The sequence below is a fragment of the Micromonospora sp. NPDC085948 genome (assembly GCF_040686315.1).
Classification (GTDB): Bacteria; Actinomycetota; Actinomycetes; order Mycobacteriales; family Micromonosporaceae; genus Micromonospora.
The window spans coordinates 26567-49944 of the sequence record NZ_JBFBJW010000022.1; the positions used below are offsets into that span (position 1 = coordinate 26567).

General features: G+C 72.4%; 19 protein-coding genes. All 19 read left to right on the top strand.

The genetic code is table 11. From position 1 onward, the window contains the following. Window positions 1-36 precede the first annotated feature (36 nt). The 19 genes from AB0O48_RS33315 to trmD all read left to right on the top strand — a co-directional run bounded on the left by AB0O48_RS33315 (window position 37) and on the right by trmD (window position 23343). Window positions 37-1449, top strand: a complete 1413-nt coding sequence (locus AB0O48_RS33315; RefSeq protein WP_357250435.1) for an ammonium transporter — start codon at window positions 37-39, stop codon at window positions 1447-1449. A 25-nt stretch (window positions 1450-1474) separates the two neighbouring features. Continuing rightward, complete coding sequence (locus AB0O48_RS33320; RefSeq protein WP_172862163.1) at window positions 1475-1813, top strand: P-II family nitrogen regulator; 339 nt, start codon at window positions 1475-1477, stop codon at window positions 1811-1813. Between the two features lie 19 nt (window positions 1814-1832). After that, window positions 1833-4109, top strand: a complete 2277-nt coding sequence (locus AB0O48_RS33325) for a [protein-PII] uridylyltransferase (protein WP_357250433.1) — start codon at window positions 1833-1835, stop codon at window positions 4107-4109. 360 nt (window positions 4110-4469) lie between these two features. Continuing rightward, a complete protein-coding gene (locus AB0O48_RS33330) occupies window positions 4470-5618 on the top strand; it encodes a sensor histidine kinase (protein WP_357572131.1) in 1149 nt (382 codons plus the stop codon). Continuing rightward, window positions 5615-6271, top strand: a complete 657-nt coding sequence (locus AB0O48_RS33335) for a response regulator transcription factor (protein WP_357250427.1) — start codon at window positions 5615-5617, stop codon at window positions 6269-6271. Before AB0O48_RS33330 ends, AB0O48_RS33335 begins: the two co-directional genes overlap by 4 nt. A gap of 114 nt (window positions 6272-6385) precedes the next feature. Then, window positions 6386-7945 carry a signal recognition particle protein gene (ffh, locus tag AB0O48_RS33340; RefSeq protein ID WP_357250424.1) on the top strand — a complete coding sequence of 520 codons (1560 nt, stop codon included), beginning with the start codon at window positions 6386-6388 and terminating at the stop codon, window positions 7943-7945. Between the two features lie 77 nt (window positions 7946-8022). Beyond that, complete coding sequence (locus tag AB0O48_RS33345; RefSeq protein ID WP_357250422.1) at window positions 8023-9102, top strand: amidohydrolase family protein; 1080 nt, start codon at window positions 8023-8025, stop codon at window positions 9100-9102. A gap of 410 nt (window positions 9103-9512) precedes the next feature. Further along, a complete protein-coding gene (gene proS, locus AB0O48_RS33350) occupies window positions 9513-10919 on the top strand; it encodes a proline--tRNA ligase (RefSeq protein WP_357250419.1) in 1407 nt (468 codons plus the stop codon). Between the two features lie 13 nt (window positions 10920-10932). After that, window positions 10933-11580, top strand: a complete 648-nt coding sequence (locus AB0O48_RS33355; RefSeq protein ID WP_357250416.1) for a DUF402 domain-containing protein — start codon at window positions 10933-10935, stop codon at window positions 11578-11580. A 102-nt stretch (window positions 11581-11682) separates the two neighbouring features. Beyond that, a complete protein-coding gene (locus AB0O48_RS33360) occupies window positions 11683-12261 on the top strand; it encodes a hypothetical protein (RefSeq protein ID WP_357250413.1) in 579 nt (192 codons plus the stop codon). 115 nt (window positions 12262-12376) lie between these two features. Continuing rightward, a complete protein-coding gene (locus AB0O48_RS33365) occupies window positions 12377-16138 on the top strand; it encodes a PKD domain-containing protein (protein ID WP_365069856.1) in 3762 nt (1253 codons plus the stop codon). After that, window positions 16131-16367: a hypothetical protein gene (locus tag AB0O48_RS33370; protein WP_357250408.1), complete on the top strand. Its 237-nt coding sequence runs from the start codon at window positions 16131-16133 to the stop codon at window positions 16365-16367. The genes AB0O48_RS33365 and AB0O48_RS33370 overlap by 8 nt, the downstream gene beginning before the upstream one ends. Window positions 16368-16400: 33 nt before the next feature. Then, window positions 16401-17981, top strand: coding sequence for a hypothetical protein (locus AB0O48_RS33375; protein WP_357572127.1), 1581 nt, complete (start codon window positions 16401-16403; stop codon window positions 17979-17981). 2 nt (window positions 17982-17983) lie between these two features. Next, the gene (locus tag AB0O48_RS33380; RefSeq protein WP_365069859.1) at window positions 17984-18967 is read left to right on the top strand and encodes a polyprenyl synthetase family protein; all 984 of its coding nucleotides are present in this window, start codon (window positions 17984-17986) and stop codon (window positions 18965-18967) included. A gap of 1 nt (window position 18968) precedes the next feature. Further along, window positions 18969-21056: a geranylgeranyl reductase family protein gene (locus AB0O48_RS33385; RefSeq protein WP_365069861.1), complete on the top strand. Its 2088-nt coding sequence runs from the start codon at window positions 18969-18971 to the stop codon at window positions 21054-21056. A 219-nt stretch (window positions 21057-21275) separates the two neighbouring features. Continuing rightward, on the top strand, window positions 21276-21764 hold the full coding sequence (rpsP, locus tag AB0O48_RS33390; protein ID WP_357375649.1) for a 30S ribosomal protein S16: 489 nt from the start codon (window positions 21276-21278) through the stop codon (window positions 21762-21764). Beyond that, a complete protein-coding gene (locus AB0O48_RS33395; RefSeq protein ID WP_172862164.1) occupies window positions 21739-21999 on the top strand; it encodes an RNA-binding protein in 261 nt (86 codons plus the stop codon). Before rpsP ends, AB0O48_RS33395 begins: the two co-directional genes overlap by 26 nt. After that, window positions 21999-22559: a ribosome maturation factor RimM gene (gene rimM / locus AB0O48_RS33400; RefSeq protein WP_357250394.1), complete on the top strand. Its 561-nt coding sequence runs from the start codon at window positions 21999-22001 to the stop codon at window positions 22557-22559. The genes AB0O48_RS33395 and rimM overlap by 1 nt, the downstream gene beginning before the upstream one ends. Before the next feature lie 10 nt (window positions 22560-22569). Next, window positions 22570-23343, top strand: coding sequence for a tRNA (guanosine(37)-N1)-methyltransferase TrmD (trmD, locus tag AB0O48_RS33405; RefSeq protein ID WP_357250391.1), 774 nt, complete (start codon window positions 22570-22572; stop codon window positions 23341-23343). Window positions 23344-23378: the final 35 nt, after the last annotated feature.

Sequence of the window (23378 nt, forward strand, 5' to 3'; positions counted from 1 at the left end):
GCCGCGAAGGAGGACTTCACCTTTTAGGAGGCCAGCGTGCCTGAAGCACCGACGATCGACGGCGCCAATACCACGTGGCTGCTGGTTTCGACCGCGCTCGTGCTGCTCATGACCCCCGGATTGGCGCTGTTCTACGGCGGCCTCAACCGGGCCAAGGGCGTACTCAACATGATGATGATGAGCTTCTCCGCCATCGGGCTCATCTCTATTCTGTGGTGGTTCTACGGTTTCAGCGTCGCCTTCGGGACCGACGTGAACGGCTTCTGGGGTGACCCGGGCGCGTACCTCGGCACCAAGACCTTCCTCGCCGAGACCGACCTGTGGGGTGCCACGGCGGAGAACCCCAGCGGCATCGGCGTTCCGCTCTACGTGTTCATGGCCTTCCAGATGGTCTTCGCGGTGATCACCGTCGCGCTGATCAGTGGTGCCATCGCCGACCGGGCCAAGTTCGCCGGCTGGCTGCTGTTCGCCTTCGGGTGGGCCACCCTGGTCTACTTCCCGGTCGCGCACTGGGTGTGGGGCGGCGGCATCATCGGCGGTGACATCCACGCGCTGGACTTCGCCGGTGGCACCGCGGTGCACATCAACGCCGGTGCGGCGGCCCTGGCCGTGGCGCTGGTGCTCGGTAAGCGGCTCGGTTGGCCGCGCGAGGGCATGAAGCCGCACAACATCCCGCTTGTCGCGCTCGGTGCGGGTCTGCTGTGGTTCGGCTGGTTCGGGTTCAACGCCGGTTCGGAGTTGACCGTCGACTCGGTCGCCGGCCTCGCCTTCATCAACACCCAGCTCGCCACGGCGGCGGCGGTGCTCGGCTGGATCGCGGTCGAGTGGGTCAAGGACCGCAAGCCGACCATGGTCGGTGCCTCGTCCGGCGCCGTCGCCGGTCTGGTCGCCATCACCCCGGCCTGTGGCTTCGTCGCCCCGTGGGCGTCCGTCCTGCTCGGCATCGTCGCCGGGGTCGTGTGTGCGCTCGCCGTCAGCCTCAAGTACAAGCTCGGCTACGACGACTCCCTCGACGTGGTCGGCGTGCACTTCGTCGGTGGTTGGATCGGCTCGCTCTGGCTGGGTCTCTTCGCCACCAACTCGGTGAACGCCGCGATCACCGACGTGGTGGGCGCCTCCGACGGCCTCTTCTACGGCGGCGGCGTCACCCAGCTCGGGCGGCAGGCCCTCGCCGGCCTGATCGTCACCGCCTGGTCGTTCGCCATCGCCTGGGTGCTCGCCTTCGTCATCGAGAAGACGATCGGGTTCCGGGTGAAGGCCGAAGCCGAGGTCGAGGGCATCGACATCGGCGAGCACGCCGAGAGCAGCTACGACCTGTCCCCGGCCGGTGGCGGCACGGGCAGCGCGTTCGCGATGGCCGGCATCGGCACCCCCGGTGGCGGCACGACGAGTGGCGCCAAGCCGGAGGCGGAGCCCGCCGAGCCGGTAAGCGAAAAGGTCGCCGGTTAACGTTCCTGGGATGGAGGGGTTGGACATGAAGCTGGTGACCGCGGTCATCAAGCCGTACCAGCTGGACGCGGTGAAGGAGGCCCTGCACGCCCTCGGGGTGGCCGGGCTGACCGTCAGCGAGGTTCAGGGGTACGGGCGGCAGAAGGGGCACACCGAGGTCTACCGGGGTGCCGAGTACACGGTCGAGTTCCTGCCCAAGATCCGGGTAGAGGTGCTCACCGACGAGATCGACGTGGACAAGGTGGTGGACGCCATCGTCGGCGCGGCCCGCACGGGCAAGATCGGTGACGGCAAGGTCTGGGTCACCGGTGTCGAAGAGGTCGTCCGGGTGCGTACCGGCGAACGCGGCCTCGACGCACTCTGATCTGGAGACCACGACCGACATGACCTCGTTGATCAAGAAGGACGCGTCAGGCAACACCGGTGACGGTGGCGCGAACCCCTTGATCAACGAGGTCGTCGGCGTTCCCGGGGGGATCGGCGAGGCCGCCCGGCTGGCCCGGGCGGCCTCGTACGACACCTATCTGCGCGGCTTGCTGCCGGCGCAGGACGGAGTGGCACTGCTGGCGGTCGGGGGGCTGGGCCGGCGCCAGTGCGCCCCGTACAGCGACCTCGACCTGGTGTTGCTGCACGCCGGGGTACCCGGCACGAACGAGTTGGCGGCCTCGATCTGGTACCCGATCTGGGACGCGGGTCTGCGCCTGGACCATTCGGTACGCACCGTCGCCGAGGCGCTCTCGGTCGCCCAGGACGACGTCAAGGTCGCCCTCGGGCTGCTCGACGCCCGCCTGGTGGTGGGTGACCAGACGCTGGCCGACGCGCTGAGCCGCACCGCCGCCGATCATTGGCGGCGCACCGCCGTACGGCACCTGCCCGGCCTGCGGGAGGTCACCACCGCGCGCTGGCAGGCCCACGGCGAGCTGGCGTTCCTGCTGGAGGGCGACCTCAAGGAGGCCGCCGGGGGCCTGCGCGACGTGGGGCTGCTGCGGGCGATCTCCGCCGCCGGCATCACCGACGCGCTACGTCCCGCCGTGCGTGCCGCCCACCTTCGCCTGCTGGACACCCGGGACGCCCTGCACCAGCAGGTCGGCCGCCGGGTCGACCGGTTGGTCGCCCAGGAACGCGACGGGGTGGCCGCCCTGCTCGGTCTGGACGACGGCGACGCCCTCCTGCGCCGGGTCGCCGGTGACGCCCGCACGGTCAGCCACGCTCTGGATGACGCGTTCCGCGCCGCCGACCGGTTGCGCTCCGACCGGTCCCGAGGCGGCAACGGCCGCTCGGCGCGTCGACCGGTGGCACGTGACGTGGTCGAGCACGACGGCGAGCTGGTGCTGGCCCGGACGGCGATCGGCGCACGCCCCGACCCGAGCCTCTCGTTGCGGGTGGCCGCCGCGGCGGCCACGACCCGCCTGCCGATCGCACGGGCCACCTGCGAGTGGCTGGCGGCGTACTGCCCGCCGCTGCCCGCGCCCTGGCCGGCCGAGGCCCGGGCCGCGCTGACCACCCTGCTCGGCGCCGGTCCCGGCCTGGTGCCCGCCTGGGAGACCTGCGACCGGTACGGCCTGGTCGACGGCTGGCTGCCCGAGTGGACCCGACTGCGCAGCCTGCCCCAGCACAACCCGGTGCACCGTTACACCCTCGACCGGCACCTCGTGCAGGCCGCGCACGAGGCCAGCCGGCACGCCCGCGACGTGGAGCGCCCCGACCTGCTGCTCCTCGGTGCTCTCCTGCACGACATCGGCAAGGGCCTTCCCGGCGACCACAGCACCGTCGGGGTGCCACTGGCCCAGGCGGTGGCGACCCGGATCGGTCTGCCCCCCAGCGAGGTGGAGCTGATCGGCACGCTGGTCCGTCTGCACCTGCTGCTGCCCGACGTGGCCACCCGCCGGGACCTGTCCGACCCGGTCACCATCGCCTCGGTGGCCGAGGCGGTCGGTAACACCGGCACCCTCGACCTGCTGCACGCACTGGTCCGGGCCGACGCGGCGGCGACCGGGCCGGCGGCCTGGTCGGACTGGAAGGGTCGACTCGTCGCCGAGCTGGTCGCCCGGGTCCGCACCGCACTCGACACCGGCGTACTGCCCGAGCCGCCGGCACCCGATCCGGCGCTGCTGGCCGGGCCACTGCCGGTCGTCCACCTGACCGGGGACCGGGTGTCGGTCGCCGCGGCCGACCGGCGGGGCCTGCTCGCCACGGTTGCCGGCTGCCTGGCCCTGCACCGGCTGGAAGTGATCTCCGCGGACGCGTCAGTGGTCGACGGCCGGGCTCTGGTCGAGTGCCGGGTGCAGCCCCGCTACGGCCTGGCGCCGGACCCGGTGCCGCTCCGTGCCGACCTGCGCCGGGCGGTCGGCGGTGACGTGTCGGTCACCCAGCGACTGCGCGGCCGTGCGCTCGCCGCCCGGGGCAGCGGCGCCGCTCCCCGCGTTGTCTGGCACCGCGAGGCGGCCACCGACGCCGTGCTGCTGGAACTCCGCGCGGCCGACGCGGCCGGCCTGCTCTACCGGGTCACCTGCGCGCTCGACGAGGCGGGTGCCCTGGTCCGCGCGGCACGCATCTCCACTCTCGGCGCCGACGTGGTGGACGCCTTCTACCTGGTCGGCGGTTGGCCGGACGACGAAGCCCGAGCGACCCTGGAGGCCGCGGTCCTCGCCGCCGTCTGATCCCACCGTCGCCGCGGCGCTGCGGTTGCGGTCCGCTGCGGCTCGTACCGCTTCGGTCCCGTCCGGTCGCTGTTCTTCGGAAGCTCCGACGGCGTGCTGCGCAGTCCGCTTGGCCGGAGCCTGCGCCAACCCTCTCCACACGAGCGTGATGACTGTGCGGCATCTTGATGCCGCACAGTCATCACGCTCGTGGCGGTATCCGCCTCCGACTGCGCGGTCTCGGAGCCTCGCAACTCCCCATCGCCAGGGTGAGCGCCGCGTGGTCCGGCGGTGAGGGCAAGCGGGTACGTCCGGGGGCGTAGGGACGGTGCCGCTCGTGGACGCACGTCGGGAGGGCTTGGCGCGGGCAGAATGACGGCCATGCGGTGGGACGGGCAGTGGGGGCGACAGGCGGCGGATGCCGTGCTCGCCCTGGGGTTGCTCGGCTTCGGGCAACTCGCCACCGATCTCGCCGGGGACAACCAGCCCGGGTCGAGGCCGGTGGACGGGGTCTGCCGGGTGCTGATCGCGCTCGCCACGCTCGCCCTGCTGGCCCGTCGGCGCACCCCGGTCACCACCCTCGCCCTGGTCACCGCGGCCACCGCGACGTACCTGGTGCTCGGCTACCCGTACGGACCGATCCTGCTCGCCTTCCTGGTCGCGGTGTACACGGTGGCGGTGCGGCTGCCGGTGCGTCCGGCGGCGCTCGCCGCCGGAGGCGCGTTCGTGGTGCTGCTGACGCACGTCTTCTGGTCCCGGGGTCCGGCCCCGGGCTGGACCGGAGTGCTCCCGGCGTCGGCCTGGGTGGCCGTACCGTTCGCGGTGGGGGTCGTGGTGCGGGTCAACCGTGAGGTGGCGGCGCGCGGCCGGGCCGAGGAGGCCCGCGGTCGCGCCGAGGAGGCCCGGCGGCGGGCCGACGAGGAGCGGTTGCGGATCGCGCAGGAGGTGCACGACGTGGTGGGGCACGGACTGGCCGCGATCAGCATGCAGGCGGAGATCGCCCTGCATCTGCTGCCGAAACGACCCGAGCAGGCCGAGACCGCGCTGACCGCGATCAGCCGGACCAGCCGCGAGGCGCTGGACGAGCTCCGGGTCACGCTGGGCGCGGTGCGGCAGGGGGCAGAGCGCGAGCCGGTACCCGGCCTGGCCCGACTGCCGGCACTACGCGACCGGCTCGCCGGCGCCGGGCTCGCCGTCGACGTACGCGTCGTCGGTGCCCCCCGGGAGCTGCCGGCCGCGCTGGACCTGGCCGCGTACCGGGTGGTGCAGGAGGCGTTGACCAACGTGCTGCGCCATGCGGGGGTGGCGAGTGCGGAGGTGACGGTGGACTACCGCGCCGACGAGGTGACCGTCGAGGTCACCGACCGGGGGATGGGTGCCGGGGCAGCGCCGGCCGCCGACGAGCGCGGGCACGGTCTGGCCGGGATGCGGGAGCGGGTCGCGGCGCTGGGCGGGTGGTTGACCACCGGGCCGCACCCCGGTGGCGGCTTCCGGGTGTACGCCCGGCTGCCCGCGGAGCCGACCCCGTGATCCGGGTGCTGATCGCCGACGACCAGGACCTGGTCCGGCTCGGTCTCCGCGCGCTCGTGGAGAGCGAGGACGACCTGGCGCTGGCCGGCGAGGCGGCCGACGGGCTGCGGGCGGTCGAGCTGGCGCGCCGGGAGCGACCGGACGTGGTGCTGATGGACATCCGGATGCCCGGCATCGACGGCATCGAGGCGACCCGGCGAATCGTCGCGGACCCCGAACTGGCAGGTACGCGGGTGGTGGTGTTGACCACCTTCGAGCTGGACGAATACGTCTTCGACGCGCTGCGGCACGGCGCGAGCGGGTTCCTCACCAAGGACACCCGACCGGCCGAGCTGCTGCGCGCGATCCGGCTGGTCGCCGAGGGGGAGGCGCTGCTCTCGCCGTCGGTGACCCGCCGGGTGGTGCGGGAGTTCGCCACCCGACCGTCCCGGGTGCCGCGCCCGCACCCTCGGCTGGACACGCTCACCGACCGGGAGCGCCAGGTGGTCGGCCTGGTCGGTGAGGGATTGAACAACGAGGAGATCGCCGCCCGGCTGGTGGTCAGTCCGGCGACCGCGCGGACCCACGTCAGCCGGGCGATGGGCAAGCTGGGAGCCCGGGACCGGGCCCAGCTCGTCGTGTTCGCGTACCAGTCGGGGTTGGTGTCGGGGTGAGGCGCGGGCCGGGCGACAGCGGCCTTGCGGTGGGGCGGCTACCCTAGCGGTGGCCGGACTCCGCAGTGCCGGCCGCGTTGTGCCCGCCGGAACACTGACAAACGGGATGTTCGCGTGTTTGACACCTTGAGTGACCGCCTGTCCGGGATCTTCACCAAGCTCCGCGGCAAGGGACGGCTCACCGACGCCGACATCGACGCCACCGCGCGCGAGATCCGCCTCGCGCTGCTGGAGGCGGACGTCGCGCTGCCGGTGGTCAAGGGCTTCATTGCGGCCGTCAAGGAGCGGGCGCGCAGCTCCGAGGTCTCCCAGGCGCTCAACCCGGCCCAGCAGATCATCAAGATCGTCAACGAAGAGCTGATCACCGTGCTCGGCGGCGAGGGCCGGCGGCTCCAGTTCGCCAAGCAGCCGCCGACCGTGATCATGCTGGCCGGCCTCCAGGGTTCCGGTAAGACGACCCTGGCCGGCAAGCTGGCCCGCTGGCTCAAGGGCCAGGGACACCAGCCGCTGCTCGTCGCCGCCGACCTCCAGCGCCCCAACGCCGTCGGGCAGCTCCAGGTGCTCGGTGGCCGGGCCGGCGTCGAGGTGTACGCCCCGGAGCCAGGCAACGGCACCGGTGACCCGGTGCAGGTGGCGCGCGCGTCGATCGAGCACGCGAAGCGCGCGGCCCGCGACATCGTCATCGTCGACACCGCCGGCCGGCTCGGCATCGACGCCGAGATGATGCAGCAGGCCGCCGACATCCGCGACGCCGTCTCGCCGGACGAGGTCATCTTCGTCATCGACGCGATGGTCGGTCAGGACGCCGTCCGTACCGCCGAGGCGTTCCGCGACGGCGTCGGCATCACCGGTGTGGTGCTCTCGAAGCTCGACGGCGACGCCCGTGGTGGCGCCGCCCTGTCGGTGCGCGAAGTGACCGGGCAACCGATCCTGTTCGCGTCCACCGGCGAGAAGTTGGAGGACTTCGACGTCTTCCACCCCGACCGGATGGCCAGCCGGATCCTCGGCATGGGCGACGTCCTCACTCTGATCGAGCAGGCCGAGCAGGCCTTCGACTCGGATCAGAAGGAGAAGATGACCGCCAAGCTGATGGGCGGCGAGCAGTTCACCCTGGACGACTTCCTCGACCAGCTCATCGCGGTGCGGCGGATGGGTCCGATCGCGAACGTGCTGGCCATGATGCCGGGCATGGGGCAGATGAAGGACCAGCTCGCCGAGCTGGACGACAGCCACTTCGACCGGGTCACCGCGATCATCCGGTCGATGACGCCGGGCGAGCGCACCAACCCGAAGATCATCAACGGTTCCCGCCGGGCGCGCATCGCCAACGGCTCCGGGGTCACCGTGATGGACGTCAACCAGCTGCTCAACCGCTTCGCCGACGCGCAGAAGATGATGAAGCAGATGGGCGGCATGATGGGCCTGCCCGGTGGTGGCCGCCGCAAGGCGACCAAGTCCCCGAAGAACAAGCGCAAGGGCACCAAGGGCGGCGGTCGTCCGCGTACCGGGGCCGGCGCCGGCCTCCCGGGCGGTTTCCCGGGTGGCATGCCGCAGCTCCCGCCGGGGATGGACCCGAACGACCTCGCCGGTGGCCAGGGCCTTCCGCCCGGCTTCAAGCTTCCGAAGATCGACTTCAACAAGCTCGGCAAGGGCGGCGACAAGGGCCCGCGCTGACGCGTCTCGGTGACGGCAGGCGACGGAAGAACGCCCTGCTCGCCCCCGACGGGGAGTGATCGGGTAGGACTGTGCGCATGGCTCTTCACGTGCGCGGCGTACTGCTCCCCGACGACGAGGTCCGGGATCTCTGGCTGGTCGGCGACCGGGTGACCTTCACCCCGGTGCCCGGCGCGGAGACCGTCGTGGACGGCGGGTTCGTCCTGCCGGGGCTTGTCGACGCGCACTGCCACATCGGCATTGCCCGCGGTGGCGCCCCGATCACCTCGCTCGACCAGGCCCGCGAGCTGGCCCACGTCGACCGGGACGCCGGTGTGCTGGCGATCCGCGACGCCGGCTCGCCGTACCCGTACCCCGAACTCGACGACGAGCCCGACCTGCCGCGGCTGGCTCGCGCGGGCCGGCATGTCGCCCCGCCGAAGCGCTACCTGCGCGACATCGGCGTGGAGGTCGACGCGACCGAGGTGGCCGCCACGGTGGCCGCGCAGGCGAAGGCCGGCAACGGCTGGATCAAGCTGGTCGGCGACTGGATCGACCGGGGCGTGGGTGACCTGGCGCCGGCCTGGGACGCGGACACCCTCACCGCCGCCGTGCGGGCCGCGCACGACGCCGGGGTACGCGCCGCGGTGCACACCTTCTCCGAGTCGGCCGTCGAGATCATGGTGCGTGCCGGGGTGGACTCGGTGGAGCACGGCACCGGCCTCAGCCTCGACCTGATCGACGAGATGGCCCGACAGGGCACCGCGCTGATCCCCACAATGATCAACATTGCCACCTTCGGCGGCATCGCCGAGCAGGCGCGGGGCAAGTTCCCCGGGTACGCCGACCACATGCTCGCGCTGCGCGACGGGTTCCCCGAGGTGGTACGCGCCGCGTACGAGGCGGGCGTGCCGATCTACGTGGGTACCGACGCCGGCGGCGGCATCGACCACGGGCTGGCCGCCGAGGAGATGATGCTGCTGCACGAACGAGCCGGCATGGCGCCGATCGACGTGCTGGCCGCCGCCTCCTGGGCCGCCCGGGAGTGGCTCGGCTTCCCCGGCCTGGTCGAGGGTGGCCTCGCCGACCTGACCGTCTACCCCGAGGACCCCCGCCGCGACCTACGGGTGGTCCGCGCCCCGTCCCGCACGATCCTGCGCGGCCGAGTGTTGCGCTGATCCGGCGCCCGCGCCCCGCGCTCCCGTGGCTCGCCGCCTGGGGCGTGTCGCCCCGCATGATCGTGCTCGATCCTGGATCTAGTGGTGTCCGACAACGTCGAGGCCACTACATCCTGGATCGAGCACGATCTTGGAGGGGCGAGCGAGCTGGCGAGCGGCGGCGGGCGGGCGGAAGGTGGTGGCCTCGGCGGGCGGCGGCCTACGGCAGTAGCTCGTCCGAGCGGCCGGCCCGCACCGCGTGGCCCGGCCCGCACCGCGTGGCCCGGCCCAGGACGCGTGGCCCGCCCCCGGCGCATGACCCGTCCGGCGCGGTGCGGGTTCGTCTGGGCGACCCCTTCGGCGTGGGCAAGAGGGGGTGGGACGCCTCCCGGGCGCGGTGGCGTCCCGCCTGGCGCATAGGATGTGCGGTCATGGCACGCGTGCTCACTCCCCGTGCGGAGGATTTCCCCCGCTGGTACCAGGACCTGATCGCCAAGGCGAAGCTGGCCGACAACGGCCCGGTTCGCGGCACCATGGTCATCCGACCGGCCGGCTACGCCATCTGGGAGCGCATGCAGCTCGAGATGGACGCCCGGATCAAGGCGGCGGGTGCGGAGAACGCGTACTTCCCGCTGTTCATCCCGGAGAGCTACCTCAAGCGGGAGGCGCAGCACGTCGAGGGCTTCTCGCCGGAGCTGGCGGTCGTCACCCACGGTGGTGGCAAGCCGCTCGCCGAGCCGGTGGTGGTGCGTCCGACCAGCGAGACGGTCATCGGCGAGTTCATGGCCAAGTGGATCGACTCGTACCGGGACCTGCCGCTGCTGCTCAACCAGTGGGCGAACGTGGTCCGGTGGGAGCTGCGTCCGCGGATCTTCCTGCGGACCAGTGAGTTCCTCTGGCAGGAGGGGCACACCGCGCACGCCACCCGCGAGGACGCCCGGGCGTACGCGCGGCGGATCCTGCACGAGGCGTACGAGGATCTGATGGTCAACGTGATCGGCATTCCGGTCGTGGTGGGCCTGAAGACGACGCGCGAGCGGTTCGCCGGCGCGACGGCCACGTACACCTGCGAAGGCATGATGGGCGACGGCAAGGCGCTCCAGTTGGGCACCAGCCACGAGCTGGGCCAGAACTTCGCCAAGGCGTTCGACATCAGCTACTCCTCCAAGGAGGGTGGCCGGGAACACGCCTGGACCACCTCCTGGGGCACGTCCACGCGGATGCTCGGCGGCCTGATCATGGCGCACGGCGACGACAACGGTCTGCGCGTGCCGCCGAGGTTGGCCCCGATCCAGGCGTACGTCATGATCGTCAAGGACGGCGAGGGCGTCGCGGAGGCGGCGGCCAAGCTGCGCGACGGCCTGCGCGACGCCGGTGTCCGGGTCGCGCTCGACGACCGGACCGACACCCCGTTCGGCCGCCGGGCCGTCGACGCCGAGCTGCGTGGTTATCCGGTACGTGTCGAGGTCGGCCCCCGTGACCTGGCCGCCGGCAACGCGGTGGTGGTGCGTCGTACGGACGGCTCGAAGTCCCCGACGCCGGTGGCGGACGTGGTCGCCGCGGTGCTGGCCGCGTTGGAGACCGACCAGCAGGTGCTGCACGACCAGGCTCTGGCCAACCGCGAGTCGCGCACGGTGGAGGTGGCGACGCTGGCCGAGGCGATCGAGGCCGCCGCGACCGGCTGGGCCCGGGTGCCGTGGTCGGCGGTCGGCGTGGCCGGCGAGGCCGAGGCGAACGGGCAGGGCGTCACGGTGCGCTGCCTGCTGCGCGCCGACGGTTCGGTGCCGGACTCGGAGGACGAGCCCGACCTGGTCGCCATCCTCGCCCGCGCCTACTGAGCGTAGGAAGGCAGTGCGCTTCGCGCCGGGTCGGCTGATCATGCACCGCAACGTGCGGCACGGTCGGATCGGATGGGTCCGACCGGGCCGCGTGGTCAGCGACGACGAGCGTGGTCTGCTGGTGTGGATCGCCCGGGACTCGCCGGTGGCCCACGAGGTGACCGAGGCGGGGCTGGGGATGCGGGCGATGCCGTTCGCCCAGTGGGTCTCGTCGTCGTACCGATTGGCGCACGGCCGCTGGAACGGGCCGCCGCTGCTGAAGTTCCTGCCCACCGGGGCGGCGCACTCCGTCTGGTGGTTCCGCGACGCGCAGGGGCACTTCCTGAACTGGTACGTCAACCTGGAGGAGCCGGGCGTCCGCTGGGACGACGGCACGGTGGCCGGTGTGGACGTGGTGGACCAGGACCTGGACGTGGTCGTCCACCCGGACCTCAGTTGGCAGTGGAAGGACGAGGACGAGTTCGTCGAGCGGCTTGCCTTCGGTGCCGACTACTGGGTGACCGACGAGAAGGCGGTCCGTGCCGAGGGGGAGCGGGTGATCGCGCTCGCCGAGACCGGCGCGTTCCCGTTCGACGGCACCTGGTGTGACTATGCCCCGCCGTCGGGCTGGGGCGTACCGGACGGGTTGCCCGCCGGCTGGGATCGTCCACCAGTTCGTTGACCTGCCGCGATTACTCTGTGTCGTCCTGCGGACATCGGGCGTGCGTGCGCGGCTGGGCGGCCTAGGGTTCAGGCAACGTCACCACCAGTTATGGGAGGCCCGATGGCCGACCAGATCAACACCTTCGCTGACCTACAGGCCCGAGCCGGCGTGATCCTCGCCAGGCTGAACGCCGCTCCCGCCGTCGCGATCGCGGCAGCCACGAATCCGTTGCTGGCTGTCGAACACCTCGGCTACGAGTTCAACCCCGACACCCGTACCGGCATCGGCGACCGCATCCGACTCGGACCGTCCGCCGCCGAGAAGCTCGCCGAGCTGCGTACCGCGATCGCCCGGCTGGTCGATCGCCAGGTCGACCCCGACGATGGCCGCGCCGTCCGCCGGCTCCTGACCGACCTGGGCGTGCTCCCGTGCCCCGACGGTACTGACCCGGACACCGACCCGCCACGCTGGCAGCCCGGCGGCGCCGGCCCCGACCCGCTGGAACCGCTCCGGGACCGGCACCCGGTGCTGGAACCGCTGCTGGAGTACCGGCGGATCTCCGCCCGCCGGCCGAGGTTCGCGCCCCCGCACGCCTTCGCCGCGATCCTCAGCGGTGCGGTGACCACGCCGTTGACCGCCGTGCGTGGCCGGCTCCAGTCGCCAGCGCCGGATCCGGAACCCGACACCCACCCCCGCTGACCATCGGGCGGCCCGTCGCTCGGCGACGGCCCCGAGCAGTTCCTGACGTCCGGCCCGGCATCCGGCCGTCCACACACCCTCCGGCCTCCACCACACCGGCCCCGAAGGGGGACCAATGGCCGACACCCATGGCTTCGAGGTCGTCATCGAGGCGACCCCACCCGTACTCCGCAAGGCTCTCCAGGGTGCCTGGAAGTCGGCCGAGTGCGGCGACACCAGCACCGACGAGGGACGTATCCCGCAGTACCTGCCGGTCCCCGCCGGCCTCGGCATCGGGGGGTTCACCACGGCCGGCGGCCAGGTGGAGATCCCCCGGGACCAGCTCGACGCCACTCCACGACCCGACATCGACGGGTGCGACCTCACCTTCGGCCTGGTCATCCAGGTGATCGTCGCCGACCCGCCGGTGCCATCCGCGCAACTGCTGGACCTCACCGCCACCGCGCATGCCGTCGCGCCGATCGGGGTGCTGCCCGGTTCGAAGAACGTGGGGCTGCGTTTCGACGGCCTGCCCCGCAGTGCGGTCACCGCGACCCTGACCAGCGGCGACCCTCTCGCCCCGAAGCTCGTCCAGATTCTCGGCGAGTACGTCCACTTCGCCTACGAGAACGGCGGCCTCGGGGGCGTGCTGCACCCCGGTATCCCGGCGATCCCGCACGAGCAGGACGACACCGGGCTGGTGTTGGGCCTGGGCGTCGGCAGTTACACCCTCGACACCCACCTGGAGATCTACGACGACCAGGCCGACCCGGCCCACCGGATCGACGTCAGTCAGCCCGATCCGGGGCATGTCCTCATCAGCATGCCGATCTACCTGCGGATGTTCCACATCGTGGGTGGTGGCGCGGCGCCTTCGCTGGCCGACCCGATGGCTGTGGAAACCCGGCTCGCCATCACGGTGCCGTTGGAGACCCCGCCGGGGGCGTACACGTTGCGGTTCGACACGGCGACCGTGGTCGCGGGACCGATCAGCCCGGCGCCCGGCATCGAGGGCACCCATTTCACCACCAACAACGCCACCCTCTTCGGGTTCCTCGACAACGCGCTGCAAGCCCAGCTCAACCAGCAGGGGGCGGCGCTGGTGCACGGCTTCGGGGCGCAGAGCATCGTGGTGCCGACCGTGGCGCAGATCGAGACGGCCATCGGCGACCTGCTCTTCGACAACCTGGCCGGGCGGGGCTTCCTGGCACTGTGGACGCCGGAGGTCGGGGGCGAGGTGTTCGAGGCCGACAACGTCGCCACCCGGGTCTTCGCCGATCTGCTGGTGATCGCGATCAACGCCGGCGAGGGCGCCGACATCGGGGCGATGACCAACGTCGTACCGGCCGGTCGGGACTTCGCCATCCTGCTCGACGGGACGATCGTGCAGGAGAACATCGACTCCGCCCGGGTCACCAACGGTTGGGCGGACAGCGACCTGCCGCGCCGCGTCGACCAGGGCGACGACAAGGCGGACGTCCGTGAGTTGGACGTCGTCCTGCGCGACGGGTCGATCCGGATGACCGGAGAGCTGACCGTCATCGACGCGATCCTCGGCAGCATCGACGTCGATGCCAGCTTCCGGGCGGACGTGGGACTGCACTGGACCCCGAGCGGCGACCTCGATCCCGACGGTGTCCAGCGAATGGACAACCACCTGATCGGCGAGCCGGACGTCGACCCCGAGGAGTCGGTCCTGTTCTGGGTCATCGCCATCATCTTGGCGATCATCAGCTTCGGCGCCGGAAGCATCCTGATCGGGATCATCATCATCGTGGTCGCCGCGGTGATCACGGCCGTGGTCAACAACATCGGCGGGGCGCGCCTCGTCGACCCGATCACCGGAGCGGTCAGCGGCATCACCGGCTGGCCGCCCGAGTTGGCCCGCATCGGGCGGGTCCGGGCGGTCTTCTTCGACCCGGTCGTGATCAGCGCCGACGGGATCCTCCTCGGCGGTGACCTGGAGGTGCTCAGCTCCTGCGAGAGCACCGAGGTGCTCGCCGCGCGCAGCAGCGGGCCGTACACCGGGACGGCCCAGTCGGCCCTGCTGTTGGCCGCGGGGCACACCAGCGTCGCGGCCGGCTACACCTGGCTGACCGGCGACGGCGCGGCACCGGCCGCCACCGCGGACGTCAACCACGTCTACACGGCCAGCGGCACCTACCTGGCGGCGCACTCGTTGACGATCAACCAGCCCGGCGGCGCCACCAGCCGCCACTTCGCGCTGGTGTACGTCGCCAACGTGCCGCCCACGGTCGACGCCGGCCCGGACCTCACCGTCGACGAGGGTGAGGTGGTGACGCTCGTGGGGCGGTTCAGCGACGTCGAGTACGCCGACACCCACGAGACCACCTGGAACTTCGGCGACGCCCAACCCACCGAGCCGGGAACGGTCGTGGAGACCAACACCCCACCCCGGGCCGAGGGCACCAGCACGGTCCGGCACGCCTGGTGCGACAACGGTGTGTACGAGGTGACCCTGCGGGTCCGGGACCAGAACGGTGGTATGGCCACCGACACCCGGACCGTGACGGTGCGCAACGTCCCGCCCGTGGTCGACGCCGGCCCCGATCTGTTCACCTACCCCTGCACGGTCCTGACCCTCACCGCCCGGTTCACCGATCCCGGCTGGTGCGACACGCACACCGCGGTCTGGGATTTCGGCGACTGCACCCCGCCGCTGCCGGCCGTGATCGACGAGACGCACGAGCCGCCGGCCGGCCGGGGGACCGCCGTCGTGTCCCACCGTTACCCGGACTGCGGAACGTTCCTGGCCCGGTGCACGGTGACCGACGACGACGGCGGGACAGGTGTCGACGAGGTGGTGGTCCGGGCCGTCGACGTGGTCAACCGGCATTTCGAGGACGGGTTCGCCCAGCGCACCACCGGACAGGTCGCCAACGGCTGGGAGCCGTACGTGCTGGCCGGCTCGGCGGCCGGCGGCACCGGCCAGCACGCCGCGAGCAACTTCGTGGTGCACGGTGGTCGCCGGGCACAGGGGCTGGTGCCCGGGCCGCAGCAGCGGATCGGCGTCCGGCAGCAGATCGGGGCCAACCCGGGCTGGGCCTATCAGCTCACCGCCTGGTACGACCTCGACCAGGCCGACCCCTCGACCGCGCGACTCGGCGTCGATCCCACCGGCGGCACCGACCCGACCTCCGCCGCCGTCGTCTGGAGCGACGGTACGAGCGCCCAGCGGTGGAGCCCGCTGACGGTACGCGTCACCGCCCAGGCTGCCGCGCTGACCGTCTTCCTGGAGGCGGCGGCCGACGGGCGTGAACCCCGGAGGGGCGGTGGGCGGGTGTGGTTCGACGACGTGGACCTGCTGGCCGTGCAGCCGTACTGCCCGGCGGAGCCGCCGCCGCCCCGGCCGCGCGACTGCCTCGACTTCGCCGGCCGTCAGCCCGGTACGCAGTTCCCGGCGGAGTGGACGGACCACGAGTTCCTCATCCGTTCCGTGGACGGCGTCGGCCGGGTGGTCGTCGCGGTCGGGCCGCCCACCGGAGGTGCGGCCCTGCAACTCGGCGCCGGCGTCCAGGTCGAACTGACCCACCCGGCGGACCGGGTCATCGTCACCCTGGTCAACCAGGGCGGCAAACCGGTCGAGCTGACCGCGCTCGACGACGACGGTGCGTCACTCGACCGCGTCGACGTGCCGGCGAACTCACCACCGGGTGCGGCGACGGTGACTCTCACCGGTCCCGGCATCGTCTCCGTCCGGATCGTCGGGCGGTCGGCGGAAGGGCTGCTGGTCCGGCTCTGCGCCGAGTACGGCGACGAGACGGGGCCGGACGACGAACACGGCGACCCCACGTCGCACCCGGTTCCGATCGACCCCGGTGCCACCGGCCCGACGCGCCGATCCGACCCGCCGTTTCGTGGTGGTTGCTGTGGCTGAGCCTGGCTCGCTCGACGCCGTCCGTGCCGTGCTGGCCGCGCACCGAGCCGACCTCACCCGGCGGTTCGCCGCCGTCGGCACCGGCATCGGCCGACCCGACCCGGCGGGCCCGTACGTCATCACCGTCTACGTCACCGACCCCGGGTTGGTGGCCGTCACCAGCGAGCGCGTCGACGGTGTCGCGCTGCGCTTCGTGCTCACCGGGCCGTTCGAGGCCCGCCGAACCTGATCCATCACCCCGTTCCACCGGCAGGAGGCGGCCATGTCCAATCCGTTCGACGACAGTTACGTCAAGGCCCGGGCGTTGGCCCGGGCGGCCCGTCAAGGACCACTGGCCGGGCTGCTCGGCGACCCGAACGTCAGCGGGCTCGCCTACGGCCGACGGGAGGTCAGCGGCCGCCGCACGGAGGAGCCGGCCCTGGTGGTGTACGTGGTCCGCAAGGTGCCGAGGCAGTTCCTACCGACCACCCGGCTGCTGCCGCGGCGGGTCTACTTCGGGTCCGACTTCGTCGAGGTCGACGTGGTGGAGACCGGTCCGTTCTTCGCCCAGGAGTTCACCGCCCGGGAACGTCCGGCGCCCAACGGGGTGAGCGTCGCGCACCTCAATGTCACGGCCGGCACGCTTGGCGCGCTGGTCACCGACAACACCGACGGTTCGCTCTGCATCCTGAGCAACAACCACGTGCTGGCGAATTCCAACGCCGGGGCGATCGGCGACGCGATCACGCAGCCCGGCTCTGCCGACGGCGGCACCACGCCCGCCGACACCATCGCCACCCTGAAGCGATTCGTGATGATCAACCCGGCCGGCAACCTGGTGGACTGCGCGATCGGCCAGGTCTCCCAGCCCAACGACGTGATCGACCAGGTCAAGGACAACATCTACCCGGTGGCCAACGGCAACCATCCGGCGATCGGTCTGCTCTTCGCCGGCTCGTGCAACCGGACCCTGATCAACCCCATCGACGAGGTACTGCGTCAACTCGACGTGACGTTCCTGAGCGGCGCGGGCGCCACCGCCGGCGTCGACATCGGCAGCAACGTGGAGAAGGTCGGCCGGACCACCGAGTACACCACCTCCACGGTGACCGAGCTGGATGTCAGCGCGAGCATCGACTACGGTCCCGGCGTCGGCGTGGCCACCTTCGAGGGCCAGATCGCCACCGCCCACCTGTCCGAGGGTGGCGACTCCGGGTCGGTGGTCTACCTGGGCGGCGAGGGTGGCAACGAGAGCGCCTGCGGTTGCGCATCCAGCAGCACCGCTCGCCGGGTCCTGGACCGGGACGTCGACCTCGACGTGGCGGTCGAGAAGGAGTTCCGGCAGCGCTACCTGCAGCAGACCAGGGTCGGCCGGTTCGCTGTCGACACCTACTTCGCCAACGAGGACGGGCTGGTGGCCCGGGTCCGGGCGACGAAGGTCTCCGACGCCGACCGGCGGCACCTGCAGAAGCTCTACGACACCTACGCCGAGACGGCCCGCGCGGTGCTGCTCCAGCCGCAGCGTTCCGAGGCGACGCTCACCAGCGAGCACCTCGACGAGGCCCGCAAGACGCTGCGCCGCTTCGCGGGCCGGTTGACCGCCGAGGAACTCTCCGCCGCCGAGGAGGTGCTGGCGCTGGCGAACGACGCCGTTGGTCGTACTCCCGTGGAGATCCTGCGGATGCTCGACGACGAGCAACTGCTGCACAAGGCACAGGAGTTGGTCGAGCGGGTGCCCACCCTGTCCGCTCCGGGCAGTGGGCGGCGCGGCGACGGTGGCTGTGGCTGCGGTGGGAGCAGCGGTGACGCCGGCCAACCGGCGGCCGAGAAGCCCACCAAGCCGAAGCCGAAGCGGAAGCGGTGACGATGGGTGCCGCACCCGATCCGGACTGGCTGGCCAGCGCCCCTACCCGGGAGGCGCTGGCCGGCCTGGACCGGCGGATGCGGGAGGCCGTCGCCGCGTCGGACCCGGCGTTGTGGGCGATGGCGACGGCGCTGCAGCGCCGGGGCGGCAAGCGGATCCGTCCCGCGCTGCTGCTGGTCGCGGCGGAATTCGGCACCGTGCGTCCGGCACATCTGCTCGACGCCGCCGCGGCGTTGGAGCTGCTGCACCTGGCCTCGCTCTACCACGACGACGTGATGGACCGGGCCGTCACCCGGCGACACGGCCCCAGCGTCAACGCCGAATGGGGCGAGCCGGCGGCCGTGGTCGCCGGGACCTTCCTGGTGGCCCGGGCGATCGCCCTGCTCGCCGCCTTCGACGACCGGTACGGCCGGGAGGCGGCCGCCGCGCTTGTCGCGCTCTGCACCGGGCAGCTCCGCGAGACGGAGAACGCGTTCTACACCGGCCTGACCGAGGCGGAGCACCTGGAGATCATCGCCGGCAAGACGGCGACCCTGTTCGAGTTGCCCTGCCGGTTGGGCGCGCTGCTCGCCGGGGCGCCGCCGGCGATCGTCGAGGCGCTGGCCGGGTACGGCCACGACCTCGGTGTCGCCTTCCAGCTCGCCGACGACGCGCTCGACGTGCGCGGCAGCTACGAGGCGCTCGGCAAGCGGCCGCTGACGGACGTGCGGGAAGGGGTCTACACCCTGTCGGTGCTGCGGCTGCTGGCCCGCGACACACCGGCCGCCGGCCGGCTACGCGACCTTCTGGAGGTACGCGAGCCCACCCCGGCGGAGCTGGGCGAGGTGGCCGAGCTGGTCGTCGCCTCGGGAGCCGTGGACGAGGTCCTCGCCGAGGCCCGGAGCCGGGCCGCCCAGGCCGCCCGACGGCTGGACCCGCTGCCTCCCGGCCCGGCCCGGGACTCGCTGGTCCGGCTCGCCGACTACGCCGTCACCAGGGCGGGTTGAGATGGATACGCCGGACCCGCCGATGATCCCGGACCGGCTCGACGGCTTCGACGCGGTCGTCGTGGGCGCCGGCCCGGGTGGCGCGGCCGCGGCCTACCGGCTGGCGACGTTGGGCCGCCGGGTTCTGCTGGTGGACCGGCGCGAGTTCCCCCGCGACAAGTGCTGCGGCGACGGCCTGACCCGCAGCGCCGTACGTCTGCTCGCGGAGCTGGGGGTGCTCGACGAGCTGACGGGTGCCCAGCGGGTCGGCGGGGTGCGGATTCGGATGCGTGGGCGCGGCGGTCGCGACTTCCACTACGAGGACCCCGACGGCACCGGGTACGGCATGGTGGTGCCCCGGCTGGAGTTGGACGCGGTGCTGTGCCGACGGGCGGTGCGCGCCGGTGCGGTCCTCTGGACCGGGGCACGAGCCACCCGGCTGCTCGGCGGCGCCGCCGGGGTCCACGGCGTGCAGGTCGAGTACGCCGGTCGACGTTTTTCGCTGCGTACCCCGGCTGTGGTCGCCGCCGACGGGGCCTCCTCGCGGCTGGCTCACCAGGCCGGGTTGCGCAGCCCGGACCGGGAGTGGACCGGATTCGCCGCCCGGGGCTACTTCACGCACATCGCGGACCTCGACGAGTTGCTGGAGATCCACCTTCCGCTGGCGGACGTCACGGACCGGCGGGTGCTGCCCTCCTACGGCTGGGTGTTTCCGGTCGGCGACGGGACGGCCAACGTCGGCGTGGGCCTCTTCGACCCGGCCCACCGGGAGAACGTCCGACTGCTGTACGAGCGTTTCGTCACCGAGCTGATGGCGACCGACCACCGGTTCCGGGCGGCCCGTCCGACCGGACCGATGACCGGTGCGCCGCTGCGGCTGGACTTCGACCCGTCCCGGTGCGGTGTGCCAGGGCTGCTGCTGGTCGGCGACGCGGCGGGGCTGGTGAGCCCGTTCACCGGCGAGGGCATCAGCTTCGCACTGGAATCGGGCCTGCTCGCCGCCGACCGGATCGACACGGCACGTCGCCGCGCCGAGACGGGACCGGTGGACCCAGCCCCGTACGCCCGGCAGTTGGCCGCCCGGCAGTCCGGCTACTTCGAGACCGGCCGGTACTCGGTGCGCCGCTACCTGCTCGCCTGGCGGGTGCTCGACGCCACCTTCGACGACGACCGGCCACTGTTCGCGCTCTGCCGCCGGCTGGCGCTCTTCCCGGACGGGGCACGGGCGGGTGTCCTGCTGGACCCGCTGCCGCAGCCGGCGCCGGAGCTGGCCCGCGACCTGCGGCGCGATCTGATGGCGGTGGGCGAGCTGCTCGCCGGCTGCGTTCGTGAGGACTGGCCGATGTTCGTCCGGCTCGGCGGGGTGGACGAGGACCTGTCGACCCTCTCGCTGCGTCCGGCGGTGCTGCTGCTGGTCGCCGCGGCGGTCGGGGGCCGTGAGCATCCGCTTCGGCACGCCCTCGCCGCGGCGGTCGACCTGGGTCTGCTCGCCGGGCTGGCGGTGGACAGCGCCCGGGAGGAGCCCCGGTCGACCGGGCCACGACCGACGCCGTGGGGCAACCGGTTCGCGGTGCTGGTCGCGGACTTCCTGTTGGCCCGTGCGTACGAGTTCGCCGCGCAGGGCGGCGGCCCGGTGGTCGCCGAGTTCGCCGAGGCGTTGACCGTGGCCTGTGAGGGGCGGGCTCAGGAGTTGCGCGACGACCCGTCGTCGGGCGGCGGGGCCGGCGGTGCCGTCCTGGTCGGGCGCGCCGCCATCGCGTTCGAGTTGCCGTGTCGGCTCGGCGGCCGGCTCGGCGGCGCCCGGGTTCCGGTGGTGAACGCGCTGGCCACCTACGGTCGTGAGGTCGGCGCGGCCTATGCCCTCGGCGAGCAGCTTCGGGAGCTGGCCGGGGCGTCCCGGTGGGGTGGGTCGGCGCAGCCCGGGGCGGTCGCGCCCGACGACCCACGGGTCGCCGGTCTGCTCGGCCTGATCGCCGAGCACGCCCAACGGGCGCGAGAGGCGTTGCGGATCGTGCCCGCCGGCCCGGCCCGTGAACTGCTGGCTCGGCTGGCCACCCCCGGGTTGCCGGGCACCGTGGATCCCGACGGCAGGGTGATGTCGGTCACGTAGCGGCGACGGGCGGGCGGGTCCGGGGCTCCGGTGTGAGTGATCGGCGCTTCATCTGGCAGAATGGGTCGCTGGTATCCGGCGCGCGTCCGGCGCCCTCTAACCCGGGCACGTCGCTAGTCCACCGAGTAGTCTCCGGCCCAACCCCACGGGTCCGGTCGGCGCTCACCCATGCACACCGCCCGCACGGGCCGGTGAGATCGCAACAGGAGCGAAACAACTGTGGCCGTAAAGATCCGGCTCCTGCGGATGGGCAAGATCCGCAACCCGCAGTACCGCATCGTCATCGCCGACTCGCGCACCAAGCGCGACGGCCGGGCGATCGAGTTCGTCGGGATTTACCAGCCCAAGGAAGACCCCTCGATCATCGAGGTCAAGTCGGAGCGGGTCCAGTACTGGCTGTCGGTCGGCGCTCAGCCGAGCGAGGCGGTGCAGCGCCTGCTGGAGCTGACCGGTGACTGGCAGAAGTACAAGGGCCTGCCGGCCCCGCCGCCGCTGCTCGTCGCCCCCGAGCGGGCCGACCGCAAGGCGACGTACGAGGCTGAGGCGAAGGCCGCCGCCGGGCTCGCCCCGGAGACCCCGGCCAAGCCGGCCAAGAAGGCCGCCAAGGCCGCCGAGGCTCCGAAGACCGAGGCTGCGGCCGAGGCGCCGAAGACCGAGGCCCCGGCCGAGGCTCCCGCCGCCACTGCCGACGCCGGTGAGCAGGCCTGACATGCCTCTGCGTCCGGCGTTGGAGCACCTGGTCAAGGGCATCGTCGATCACCCGGACGACGTCCGGGTGCGGATGGTCGATTCCCGTCGGGGCAAGCGGCTCGAAGTCCGCGTGCACCCCGAGGACCTCGGCACGGTGATCGGGCGGTCCGGCCGGACCGCCAAGGCGCTGCGCCAGGTGATCGGCTCCATCGGCGGGCGCGGGGTACGCGTCGACATCGTCGACTCGTACTGATGCAGCTCGTCATCGGAAGGATCGGCAAGCCGCACGGCGTCCGCGGTGAGGTCACCGTGGAAGTGCGGACCGACGAGCCCGAGGCACGGTTCGCCCCGGGTTCGGTGCTGCGCACCGAACCCGGGGCGACACCCCCGGCTCCCGCCACGGCGGACGAACCCGGGGTGCCGTTCCGGCTTCCGGCGGAGCTGACCATCGAGGAAGCCCGCTTCCACCAGGGTCGGGTGCTTATCGCGTTCGAGGGCATCCTGGACCGCAACACCGCCGAGGCGCTGCGTGGGACGCTGCTCGTGGTGGACAGCGCCGACGTGGACCCGCCGGACGACCCGGAGGAGTTCCACGACCACCAGTTGGTCGGGTTGGCCGTGGTGACCCCGGCCGGCGAACGGCTGGGCGACGTGGTCCGGATCGACCACGCGCCCTCCTCGGACCTGCTGGTGCTGCGACGCCCCGAGGGGCGCACCGCGTTGATCCCGTTCGTCCGGGCGATCGTTCCGGAGGTCGACCTGGCCGGTGGACGTGTGATCGTCGACCCGCCGGCCGGACTGCTCGATCTTTAGGAACACCCCCATGCGCGTCGACGTCGTGTCGATCTTTCCGGAGTACTTCGCCCCGCTCGATCTGTCGCTGATCGGGCGGGCGCGGGCCAACGGCGTACTCCAGCTTGCCGTGCACGATCTGCGGACCTGGACCCACGACGTGCACCGCACGGTCGACGACACCCCCTACGGTGGCGGGCCGGGAATGGTGATGCGCCCGGAGCCGTGGGGTGAGGCGCTGGACGCCCTCGCGCCGGTCGACGCCCCACCGCCACGGCTGCTGGTGCCGTCCCCGGCCGGTGCCCCGTTCACGCAGGCCATGGCTCACGAGCTGGCGGCGGAGTCGCATCTGCTCTTCGCCTGTGGCCGGTACGAGGGCATCGACCAGCGGGTGTTGGCGCACGCCGCCACCCGGATGCCGGTCACCGAGGTGTCGCTCGGTGACTACGTGCTCTTCGGCGGCGAGGTCGCGGTCCTGGTGATGCTGGAGGCGGTGACGCGGCTGCTCCCGGGGGTGCTGGGCAACGCGGGCTCGCTGGACGAGGAGTCGCACGCGCACGGGCTGCTGGAGGCCCCGATCTACACCAAGCCGCCGAGTTGGCGCGGGCACGACGTCCCGGAGGTGCTCCGCTCCGGTGACCACGGCAAGATCGCCCGCTGGCGGCGCGAGGAGGGTCTGCTGCGGACCGCCGCCCGGCGGCCGGACCTGATCGCCGCGCTGCCCGCCGACCGGCTCGACAAACGGGACATCGCGGCCCTGGACCGGGCCGGATTTCAGTCGCCACCGGGGGATGTGGCAAAGTAGGGGGGTTGCCGCATCCGTCCGCTCCCGCGGGCGGC